The sequence below is a fragment of the Nonomuraea sp. NPDC049637 genome (assembly GCF_040675235.1).
In the GTDB taxonomy this organism is placed as follows: Bacteria; Actinomycetota; Actinomycetes; order Streptosporangiales; family Streptosporangiaceae; genus Nonomuraea.
Genome location: NZ_JBFAOM010000004.1, coordinates 1 through 11,717, shown reverse-complemented (window position 1 = coordinate 11,717; position 11,717 = coordinate 1). Strand labels below are relative to the sequence as shown.

The 11,717-nt window shown below is 67.9% G+C and carries 3 protein-coding genes; 1 reads left to right on the top strand and 2 read right to left on the bottom strand.

Features of this window, described 5'->3' with window-relative positions:
- Positions 1 to 143: 143 nt before the first annotated feature.
- Positions 144 to 428: a cytochrome P450 gene (locus AB0J71_RS06850; protein WP_364413148.1), complete on the top strand. Its 285-nt coding sequence runs from the start codon at positions 144 to 146 to the stop codon at positions 426 to 428.
- A gap of 203 nt (positions 429 to 631) precedes the next feature.
- On the opposite strand, the gene AB0J71_RS06845 is transcribed toward AB0J71_RS06850, so the two are convergent.
- Positions 632 to 2,029, bottom strand: a complete 1,398-nt coding sequence (locus AB0J71_RS06845; protein WP_364413146.1) for a WD40 repeat domain-containing protein — start codon at positions 2,027 to 2,029, stop codon at positions 632 to 634.
- A 67-nt stretch (positions 2,030 to 2,096) separates the two neighbouring features.
- On the bottom strand, positions 2,097 to 11,690 hold the full coding sequence (locus tag AB0J71_RS06840) for an RHS repeat-associated core domain-containing protein (RefSeq protein WP_364413144.1): 9,594 nt from the start codon (positions 11,688 to 11,690) through the stop codon (positions 2,097 to 2,099).
- Positions 11,691 to 11,717: the final 27 nt, after the last annotated feature.

The following is an 11,717-nucleotide window of genomic DNA, read 5'->3' as shown; positions in this document are numbered from 1 at the left end:
CACACCTCACCACGGAGCTGGGATGACCACTGTCACGTCACGGGACGACCTCGACTGGAATCGGCGTTCGAGGCTCCGCGCATCGACATCGAACGGCGACTGGTCGGTGCGGCGGTCGGGCGTGGAGTTCGCGGCGGGCGAGCGTGGTCGCCTGGATCGGCTCGGCCAACCGCGACCCGGCCGTCTTCGCCGACCCAGACACGTTCGACCCGGCCCGCACGCCCAACCGCCACCTCGCCTTCGGCAGCGGACACCACTACTGCATCGGATCCCACCTGGCCCGGCTCACGCTGCGGCTGTTCTTCGCGACGCTCTTCGCGACCTTCGCCGACGTCGAGGTGGCCGGCGAGCCGGTCCGGGTGCGATCGACCTTCCTCATCGGTTTCAAGAAGCTGATCATCGCGAGGACGCCCAGGAGAGGCCGATGACGACAGAGATCCCGTTCGCCCGCGCCCAGCAACTGCCGCTCTGGCCGAGCAGGCCGTCCTGGTACTGACGCGGGTGGTCCCGCCGACCACCGCGGAGGCCGCCGGTCCCCACACCTCCGACCTCGCCTCAGGGGCGACCGCACACGGAAGCCCCTGAGGACGAGCGCCCGCAGCGTGTGAGCCTGAACGCCACAGAATCGAGGTCAGCAGATCTCGAGGGAGTCGCCGTTGCTCCTCGTCGCATATTCGTCCCAAGCCTTCGGCTCGCCGTAACGGTTCCATTCGTCTCGACTCAGCCGGTATCCGTCGTTCACCAAGGAGCAGACGTACTTCTTCGGATCCGTTCTGATGCTCGCCAGGTCCCGAAAGTCCCATATCGACGCCCCGGCATCGAGAGAGGTCAGGGCGACGGCCCCGTCTGCGCTGATCGCGGATTGCGCGCCCACGGTCGACTCATTGAACAGGCCGGCTATCTGCACCGGATGCGACTTCTCCCGCAGATCCCACACCGACAGATGTCCGACCATCGAATACTGCGAACTCGAGCGATATCCGGAGACAAGGGCTGTGCTTCCGTCAGCGCTCAACGAGACGGAGGCAACGTCGCTGATCGGGACGGGCACGTCGGCTTCGAGCCTGGGATGAGCCCGGTCAGCCAGATCCCAGACCCGGTACCCGCGTGGCTGACCGGCGAGCAGCACCGTTCCGCCGGCATTGAGACTGACCGATTCCGCGAAGACGTCCGAGCCTCCCACCACGGCGAGCCGCTGCGGATCTGACGGCTTGCTCAGGTCCCAGACGTGGGTCTCGCGACGTCTCGAAGGCCCGCTGACGGTGACAAGCGTCCTCCCGTCACCGCTCAGGGCCATGGCGTGCAGCGCGCCGGGTAGGGGGACGGTCGACACCTCCCGAGGACGGGCGCGATCGACGAGCCGCCAAACGCCCAGACGTCCGTCCGCAGCGGCGATCACGGCCAGGTTGCCGTCCCCGGCAAGCTCGACCTGCTCGACACCCCGGCCATTACCGGATGCTCCGGAGCGACGACCGCTGAGGACCGCCAGTTGTTTCGGTCTGGCCGGGTCGGACAGGTTCCACAGGCGGGACTCGCCATCGTCGGAACCAGTCAGCGCGAGTCTTCCGTCGGAACTCAGCGCCAAGGCGCCGACCCGGGAGGCATGACCTTCGAGCTTCCCGGCCTTCTTCACCATGGAGAAATCCGCGTAGGACTTGTCTCGCCGATCGGACTTCCGGTCGATCCTCCAGACGGTGACGTTCTTCGATCCCGCCGTCAGCCCCAGGACGCCGTCGGCGCTTATTTCCACGTCGTCGCTCCGGCCGTCCGCGACGAACTCCTCACCGAGCTCAGGAAAGATCGTGTTGAGCAGCGCGGACCTGGTGATGTCATCCGCGTGGATCCCTACCGCGAGTGCGCCGAGTCGCTTCGCCAGATCTGGCGAACCGTCCCGCACCTCCGCCCCACGGTAGGCGAACTCCCGAGCGAGAATCACAGCCTGCTGCGAGTCGGCGGCGGCGCTGGGACGCCCCCCGAAGCCGTAGATGGCGTAGGAGAAAATCCCGAGCGACAACGCGACAGCGATCACCAGGAACACTCTCGATCTACCGAACAGCAGATGACTCATCCCGGCGCCCTCCGGCCTGATGTCCGTCTCAACCTATCTGGTTCCAGCTCCAGGGCACATAGCTCTTGGAGAGCTCTTTCCGCCGGTCGGTCGTGCAATGGTCGTCCATCCCGGCCAGACAACTCCACCAGACATGGGTGTCCGTGATGACCTTGACTCCCTTCGTGCCTGTCTTCAGAGCATTCTGAAGATCGTCGCCATTCGCCTCGACGATGCCGATCACCAGTTCCAGGACCGCCTTCACCCCCGCACAGGCAGCGGCGATGGGAATAGTCTCGGCAGGAATGGAGAACCCTATCGCACAGGCGTCCAGGCCGGCCTTGAAGATGGTTATCCACAGATTGCCGGTATCCCCGCTGCGCAGGGCGTTCGCGGCCGACTTCGACAGATATGTGACACAGTGCGCATCATACTCGCCGATGCGGCCGCTCGGCTCCGACTTCGTCCGGTCATTGACGACGTTGCGTGATTCACAGACCGAGAAAGAGACGTCCTGCCACTTGTGGTAACCCACGCAGTTGTTTCCGGAGCTGTCACCGTTTCCGTGCGCCCGCGCGCTGCCCTTGCAGTTGGTTATCACATTCGACCATATCCCCTCGCACGTCTGCCGATCCTTGAACTCACCCCTTCGCAGACTGTCCCTGCAGGCCGTGGTGGCGACGACGCCAAGGGCGCACTCGTTCCTCGACAAGCCCTTGTCGATGCAGTTCAGGAAGTTCCCCTGCATGTCCGCGCAGTTCACCAGCGGGGTCGACCGGCATCGGTGATTCGCCTCGGCGAAGTCGTTGCACGCCTTGCTGTCGGCTGCAGATCTCAGATCCTCCCGGCAGCTCCGATAGTCGCCTCGGACGCTGTCGCAATTCTTCTCGTTTCCGTAGTCGTATTTCTGGTAGCATCGCCGGACCTCTTTCTCCTGACCGGCGCAGACGCTGTTGGAGTGGACCGATTTCGGCTTCGAGCTGCCTCCAGTGCGGCAATCCAGATAACTGCTGGCATGCGACCCGCAGATGTCGGCGTCGTTCTGCCCGTGCCCCTCTCTCCGGCAGTTGTAGTAGTCGGTCTTCATGTCCCCGCACAGTTTCTTGGCGGCCTTCGACTTGCCGTACTCGTCCCGGCAGTCGTTGTACTGGGCGGCCGCTTCCTTGCAAATGGCGCTCTTCTTCTTCTTGCCGGTGCAGGGGTCCTTCACCGCCTTGTGGCCGTCGAGGTCGACGTGCGTGAGGGGATTGTCGTTGGCATAGGCGTAGCGGTTGAGCTGGATCGAGGGGTCGGGGTTCTGGGTGAGGGTGTCCCGGGAGATGAAGCTGCCGGTGGACGGCTGATACCAGCGGGCCGCCATGTTGACCTTGCCGGTGGACGGATCCGTGTAGCCGCCCTGGTAACCCAGGGTGTGCTTGGCGCCGGCCTGGGCGGTGACCTCGCCGAAGGGGTTGTAGGCGATCGAGTCGATCAGCGAGGTTCCGTTGGCCGTGAAGGTGGCGAGCAGATCGCCGCGGAGGGAGTCGCAGAAGGCCAGCTGCGCCGACCCGGTGTCCGCCAGGCTCAGAGTTCGGCCGAGCGCGTCTCGCCCGAAGGACGCCCTCTGCACCCCGTTGCCGTCGGACACCGCGACCAGGTTGTTGGTGGCGCCGTCATAGACCATGCGTGCGACCTGGCCGCTCTCGGTGCGGGTGGAGACCCGATCGAGTGCGTCGTAATCGTAGGTGACGCCGGTGTCGTTGATCAGCCGGCCGAAGGCGTCGAACTTGGTCATCCGCACCATCCCGTCGGAGGACTCCTTCAACGTGCCCCGGGCGGAGTACGTGTAGGTGGTCCCGTCCCCCGACGTGAGCCGGTTCCGCTCGTCGTACGTGAACGCCTTCGACCCGGCGCGCACCCGGTTCCCCGCCGCATCCCACGCGTACGTGGTCGTGACCGCGTCAGGCCCGGTCCACGAGGTGAGCCGGTTGGCCCAGTCGTACTCGTAGGTGTTGGTCCCGGCGCCGGCCGTACCCGACACCTTCTTGGACGTCATGTTGTCGTCCACGTCGTATCCGTAGGTGATCGACACCATGGATGCCGCAGCCGAAGTGGTCAGGTCGTCCTTGATCAACCGGTTGAGGTCGTCATAGCCGTAAGCCCGCCGGGCGCCCGATGCCCCGTAGGTCATCGACGTGAGCCGGTCGCCCTTGTCGTAGCCGTAGCTGATCGTCGTGCCGCTGACCGGGTCGATCGTCTGACTCAGCCGGTCGGCGTTGTCCCAGGCGAACGAGGCGGTGCCCGTGGCGTCGACCCGCTGCACCAACCGGTTGTCGGCGTCATAACCGTAGGCGGAGATGTCCCCGCCGGCGCCTGTGGTCTTGAGCAGCAGACCCCGGTCGTTGAACACGAATCCGAGCTCGTCAGCCGACGTGATCCGCCCGACCAGGTCGTAGCCGAAGTTCTTGGTCTCAGTCGAGACCTCAGCACCGCTACCCGTCTGTTTGACCAGCCGGTTCAGCTCGTCGAAGGTCCGGTCGATCCGTACTCCGCCCGGCTCCAGGCTGGAGACCGCGTTCCCCGCCGCGTCATACACGTTGGTCCACGTTCGATCGGCCAGATCCGGGTGCGCCGCGGTAGCCGGTTCGATCATGGATTCGACCAGGCCGAGGCCGTTGTAGGTGGTGTAGGTCGAGTTGCCTCGGCCGTCGGTCGAGCGGGTGATCGCACCGGCCGCGTTGTAGCCGAAACTGCTCGTGATGGTCTCTGTCGCCGAGACCGGCTCCTTCAGCTCGATCAGCCGGTTACCGGCGTCGAAGGTCCGGTTGACGGTGTGTCCGGAGGCCGTGGTGCTGCTGACCGGGTTTCCAGCCAGGTCATAGCCGATCTTCCGGGTCCTCAGCACCGCTCCGGAGGCGTCCACCTCCCGCGTCTCGGTCTGACGCCCGGCGAGGTCGAAGACCGACGACGAGCCCAGACCGAGCGCGTTCCTGGTCGATGTCGTCCGGCCCGCCAGGTCGTAACCGAAGCTGGTGGTGTTGCCCTCGCCGTCGGTCACCGAGGTGAGTCCGCCTGCGGCGTCGTAGGTCCGGGTGGAGCTGTCCCCCGTCGGCCGGATGCTCTTCGTCAACCGCCCGGCGTCGTCGTACTCCAGCTTGGTCACGTACGTGGCCACGGCCGGCCTGCGCTCGATCGTCGTCAGGGTGATCTGACGGCCCAGGTCGTCATAGGTGGACTCCGAACGAGCACCGGTCGCGTCCGTCGTGGACAACGCCTCACCCAGCAGGTCGTAGGTGAAGACGGAGACGCCCGCTTCCGCGGCGCCGGCCTTGGGGTTGGTCACCTGCACCTTGCGGCCCAGCCCGTCATAGACGGCCGTGGTGGTCTGCCCCCGCGGGTCGGTCGCGCTGATCAACTGGCCGGCCGCGTCGTACGTGGCGGTCTGAGTCGGCGTGATCGGCTGCCCGCCGGGCGGGGTGTAGCCCGGGAGCGTCTGAGCGATCACCCGCCCGGCCCGGTCCAGCGTGCTGGAGGTCGTCCGTCCCTCGGCGTCGATCTGCTGGGTCTGTTCACCGAAGGTGTTGTAGCCGAGCCGAGCCGTGGGCCGCTCCACCACCGGGGCCTTGCCGTACCGCTCGACCGTGACGGCGGGAAGCTGCACCTGGACCGGCTTGCCCAGCGGGTTGTAGCTGATCGAGGTCGTGTAGGCCGCCGGATCCGCCCCGCCGGCGTTGCCGCGGGGGTCGACCAGCGCCGTCACCAGGCCTCGGTCGTCCACCGTCAACGTGGTCACCAGGTCGGCGCCGTCGTTCTTCACCGTCTGCCGGACCGGCTGGTCCCCTGCGTCGTAGGCGAATTCGACCACTTCGGTACGGCTCGTACCAGCAGCGCCGCGACTCATCTTGGTCACGTTGCCGTTGGCGTCGTATTCATAGGCGGTCACCCTGGCCAGCTTGGCCGGGTCGGTGGTGTGCGAGGTGACCCGGCCGGCCGCGTCATAGACGGCCTCCACCGTGAGGCTTCCGCCGCCGGTGATCTGCCGCGTCAGCTGGCCGGCCGCGTCGAACACGTTCTCCGACAGCACCACGTCGCGCCCGGTGTCCGAGCCGTTCAGCTTGGCGGCCTTGGCGATGCTCTTCTGCGGGAGATTGTCCCCGTAGTAGGTGTAGCTCGTGGTCCTGCCCATGGCGTCGGTCTGCGCGGCCAGCCGTCCAGCCGGGTCGTAGGCCATCGAGCTCATCACCACATCGGTGGCCTGCTGCGGGCTGAGCGGGCTGCCCGTCCACCCCTTGAGCACCGTCGTGGCCAGTTCCCCCCGCGGGGTGTAGGTGTAGGCCGTCGTGGTGCCGCGCGGGTCAACGGTGGTGACTTTCTGTCCCATTTTGTCGTAGGTGGTACGGCTCATGCCCCCCTCGGGCGCGGTAACGGTCTCCACCCTGCCGTAGGCGTCATAGGTGTAGGCCGTCGTCCGGGTCGCATCCCCGCCCGTCAGGTCCGCGACCTGCTCGGTGAGGACGAGCCCGTCGGCGTTGTAGGTGGCGCTCCACTGCTCGGTGTGGGTCTTGCCGGTGATGTCGTTCTTCACCCCTGGCTCCGTGCGCTTCAGCGCCTTGCCCATGCCGTCCAGGGTGATCGTGGTGGTCAGGCCGTCGGGGTGAGCGTCGGAGACCTCGGTGGTGCCCACCACCCGGCCCAGCGCGTCGTGCCGGTAGGTCTTGATGAGACCGGTCGGGCCGGTCTCGGACGCGAGGTCTCCGGCGGCGGTGTAGGTGAAGCGGGTCTCGTTGCCCTTGAAGTCCTTGCTGGTCTCGACCAGGCCTGCCGGCGTCGAACCGCCGCCCTCGGCCGCCTCGGTGCCGTCGGTGTAGGTGATGGAGGTACTGCGCCCCGCCGGGAAGTCGGATGTGGCCGGGGTGGTCTGCTTGACCGGCTCGCCGAAGGCGTTGAACGACCAGCTCGTCATATAGCTCTCGTCCGTGGCCGCGGCAGAACGAGCGTCGCGCTGGGAGATCTTCTGGTCGTTGCGCGGGTCGAAGACGTTCTCGGTGTTGACGAAGTAGGAGAAGTACTGGGTCTGGCAGTTGCCTGGCGTCCGGCAGCTCCAGCGCGACAGCACGTTGCCGCGCGCGTCCTGGGCCACCTCGACCACGTTGTTGTTGGGGTCGTACACCTTGGCGGTGTAGCCGCCGACGTCGTAAGCCCACTTCGTGGTGGCGCCGACCTGGTCGGTCTGTGACACGTCCCGGTAGCCACGCTGCGCATCGGCGACGTAGGTGACCACACCGTTGAGCGGATCGGTCACTGTCACCGTGGCGAACGTCGACACCGTCGTCTGCTTGGCGTAGGCCACGTCCGACAACCGCCACTCACCGCCGTTGGCATCGGTATGCGAGACCAGCCGCCCACCGTCAGGCGCGTAGGCGTTGACCGCCCACGCGCGGCCCGACGGCTGGGTGACCTTGGTCAGCTGCGGCTGCGCGTCGTGGGCCGCGTGGTGACGGTGGACGGCCTGAGCTGACAGCGGCTTGCCGTACACCGCGACCTCGTCGATGTCGCCGCTGAACGGGAAGATCGTGGTCGAGCTGGTCGTCGCCGGCCACGCAGTGGAGCCGAAGCCACTTCCGATCCGGGTCTCCACCAGCTCCCCGTGGTTGATGCCGCCCGTCAGCGTGCCGACGGCGACCCCGTCCAGGTACAGCGTCTGCTTGTGTTCGGCCGGTGTCGTACTCGTAGCGGGCCTGCTCTGTTCCGCGGACAGGACCACGTGGTGCCAGGCGCCGTCGTTCACCACTGCCGTGGAGGTTATCGGGGTCTGGGCGATGGTGGACGGTCGGGTGTAGAACTGGCCGCGCAGCTTGCCGTCGGTGCCCACATAGACCGCAGGCACGGATGTCGACGGGATTCCATTGACGTCCCCGTTCCCTGGTCGAGGGAACTCCGCCGACGTGTCGGCAGCGCTCTGCATGCCGATGATGGTCCCGGCGGCGGTGGTCCTGAACCATGCCTCAACCGCCAGCTCGCCGCCCTGGCCGCTCACGGCGGCACGCGGCAACTGCACGAAGGTCGAGGTCGCGGCACCCTTGAAGCGCATCGCGGTGTCCGGCGAGCCGGCCAGCGCGCCAGGGACGCGGGGGCCGAGGTCGGCCGGGGTGCTTCCGTTCAGCTTGGCCTGTTCCTCGGTGGTGTTCCAGCCCGCCGCGCTCGCGACGGTGGTGCCGGTGCGCGTGTCGGCCTCGTTGAGCCGGTAGTAGTATTCCGGCCGCGAATCGGTGATCACGCTCTTGTACCGCGAGCTCGTGTCGTAGACGTAGCCGTGGCAGGCGGTCGCCGACGTAGGCGGGCACACCTTGACCAGCAGATCGCCTTCGTAGGTGTAGGTCCAGGACAGTGGCTCGCCGTCCACCGGGGCGGTGGAGACGTTCGCCACGTGGTTACCCGCCCAGGTGAAGGTCAGCGACCTTCCGCCGGTGGCCGTCACCTTGATCAGCTTGCCGTCGCCGTCGCGGGTCAGCTCCTGCACCCTTCCCCGCCGATCCGTGATCTTGGTGAGACGGCCGGACGCGTCGAACCAGTAGGAGGTGGCCGACTTGTCCATCAGCCGCCAGCCGCCCGCCTGATCCACGGCGAGCGTCGCGAACGTGCCCTGCGGTGGCGCGTAGTTGCCGTTGCCGGTGGGTCCGAACCGCATCTGCTCGCCGCTCGGGTAGGTCACCAGCAGGCTGCCGGTCGGCTCGGCCTCGATGCGCATGTCCCAGCGGGTCGTCCAGCCGGCGCCGAAGATGCCGTCGGTGCGCGGGTCGAGACTGTTGTAGGTGCGGCTCACCGACAGCGGTGGCCCGACCGTCGCCACCTCGGCGTCGGTCGCGGTGTGCGCGAAGTTGCCCGAGGTGTGGTTGAACTCGCGGCCCTGCGTGCCCCCCGCCAGCAACCCGTTGATGTTGCCCTGCTCGGGCGTCGGGGTGAAGGTCCGCCACGACGAGGTGACCGTGGTGTACGTGGTGGCGGCCTTCGCCATCCACGAGTACGTCTCGCCCCACTTCAGCCGGGCGTCGACCACCTGCCAGACGCCTTCCTTGGTCCAGTCCTCGGTCTTCTCCGCCGAGTCCTTGCACCAGCGCCAGTTGGGCGCGCTGCCGGCGCAGAGCTGGAACCAGTACTTGACCTCGCCCTTGTTGTAGGGGCGGGCGTTGGCCGACAGCACCGGCGTCAGGGTGCCGACCTGGCTGTTGTGGGCCGGGGAGAACGACTCGAACGGCAGGGCCGTCACGGTCGCGTACACCCAGTCCGACCACGGCCCGGAGACGCCGGAGGCGGTGGTGGCGCGGGCGCGCCAGCGGATCTGCCAGCCGTCGGTCAGCTTGTCAGCCGGGACGGCCGCCCAGGCGCTGGTGCCGGAGGCGTACTCCTTGTCGGACGTGCCGGTCCAGATCAGGCCGGTGCCCTGCTCGTTCTTGGCCGGGTCGTGCTCGACCTCCACGTTCAGCCTGCTGGGCCGGTTGTCCGGGTCGGTCACCCTGGCGTACATCGACGGAGTGAGCGACTCGGCGGTCCAGGAGGTGGTGCCGCGGATGGCCGGGTCCATGCCTAGGCCGTCCACGCTGGGCTTGCGCAGGTCCACGGTGGCGGCCTGCCACGCCGACCACTCGCCTTCTGCGCCCGCGGTGGTGACGCCGCGGACCCGCCAGCGGATCTTCATGCCGTCGGTCAGCTTGCCGGCCGGCACCTGCACCCAGGCGTTGCCGCCGGAGGCGTAGCTCGTGGCGCCCTTGCCGGACCAGATCACGCCGGTGCCCTGGCCGGTCGCGGGGTTGTGCTCGATCTCCGCGCCGAGCACCAGCTTCGAGCCGCCGGCGTCGGTCACCTTCGCGTACAGCCATGGGGTGGCCGAGGAGAGCGTCCACGTGTCGCTGCCGCGCGTGGCCGGGACGGCGCCCAGGCCGTTCCCCGCGGTGCCGCTCACCTGGACCGTCGCCGTCTGCCACTCCGACCACGGACTGGCCACGCCGGACGAGGTCGACGCCCGGACGCGCCAGCGGACCAGCCAGCCGTCCTTGAGTTTCCCGGACGTCACGGTGGGGGTCTGCAGGGAGCACCTGCTCCACGTCGAGCACGAACCGCTCGACACCTGACCGCTGTCGGACCAGATCAGCCCCGAACCCTGAGCGGGAACCGACGGGTCGTGCTCGATCTCGGCGTCCAGCTTCAACGACCGCGTCTCGGGGTCGGCGCCGTAGGCCGAGAAATAGGGGGTCGTGGACGACAACGTCCACAACCCGGAGGCGAGCTGCCCCGTCGAGACGGACAGGTCCGACACGACCGGCTTGGAGGTGTCCACCCGCGCCATCTGCCACTCCGACCACGGTCCCGCCACGTTGGCCGAGGTGGAGACGCGGACGCGCCAGCGGACCAGCCACCCGTCCTTGAGTTTCCCGGCCGGGATGGCGGGGGTCTGCAGCGAGCAGCGGCTCCAGGTCGAGCAGGAACCGCTCGACACCTGCCCGCTGTCGCTCCAGATCAGCCCGGTGCGCTGCCCGGCGGCGGACGGGTCATGCTCGACCTGCGCCTCCAGCTTCAACGACCGCGACTCCGGATCGGCGCCGTAGGCCGAGAAGTTCGGAGTCGTGGACGACAACGTCCACAACCCGGAGGCCAGCTGCCCCGTCGAGACGGACAGGTCCGACACCACCGGCTTGGAGATGTCCACCCGGGCGGCCTGCCACTCCGACCACGGGCTCGCCACACCGGCCGAGGTGGCGACGCGGACGCGCCAGCGAATCAACCAGCCGTCCTTCAGCTTCGCGGCCGTGACGGCGGGGGTCTGCAACGAGCAGCGGCTCCAGGTCGAGCACGAACCGCTCGACACCTGCCCGCTGTCGCTCCAGATCAGGCCGGTGCCCTGCCCGGCGGCGGACGGGTCATGCTCGACCTGCGCCTCCAGCTTCAACGACCGCGACTCCGGATCGGCGCCGTAGGCCGAGAAGTTCGGGGTCGTGGACGACAACGTCCACAACCCGGAGGCCAGCTGCCCCGTCGAGACGGACAGGTCCGACACCACCGGCTTGGAGATGTCCACCCGGGCGGCCTGCCACTCCGACCACGGTCCCGCCACGTTGGCAGAGGTGGAGACGCGGACGCGCCAGCGGACCAGCCACCCGTCCTTCAGCTTGCCCTCTGTCACGGCAGGGGTCTGCAACGAGCAGGCGCTCCAGGTCGAGCACGAACCGCTCGACATCGAGCCGTTTCCGGACCAGATCAGCCCGCTCCCCTGGGCGGTGGCCGACGGGTCGTGCTCGACCTGCGCCTCCAGCTTCAACGACCGCGTCTGAGGGTCGGTGCCGTAGGCGGAGAAGTACGGGGTCGTGGACGACAACGTCCACAACCCGGAGGTGAGCTGGCCCGTCGAGGCCGACATCCTCGTCACGAGCGGCTTGGAGGTGTCCACCCGCGCCAGTTGCCAGCCCGACCACGGCCCGGCCACCACCGCGCCGGGAGAAGCGGTGGACTGCACCACGGCCCGCACGCGCCAGCGGATCGACCAGCCGTTCCGGACGCCTTCCACCGACGGGGAGGTGTGCGAGGCGGAGCAGGCCTGGCCGGTGAAGCAGGTCTCCCCGAACGTCGTGCTCTGCCCCGACCAGATCAGCCCGCTGCCCTGACCCGGCACGGCCGGATCATGCTCGACCTCGGCCTC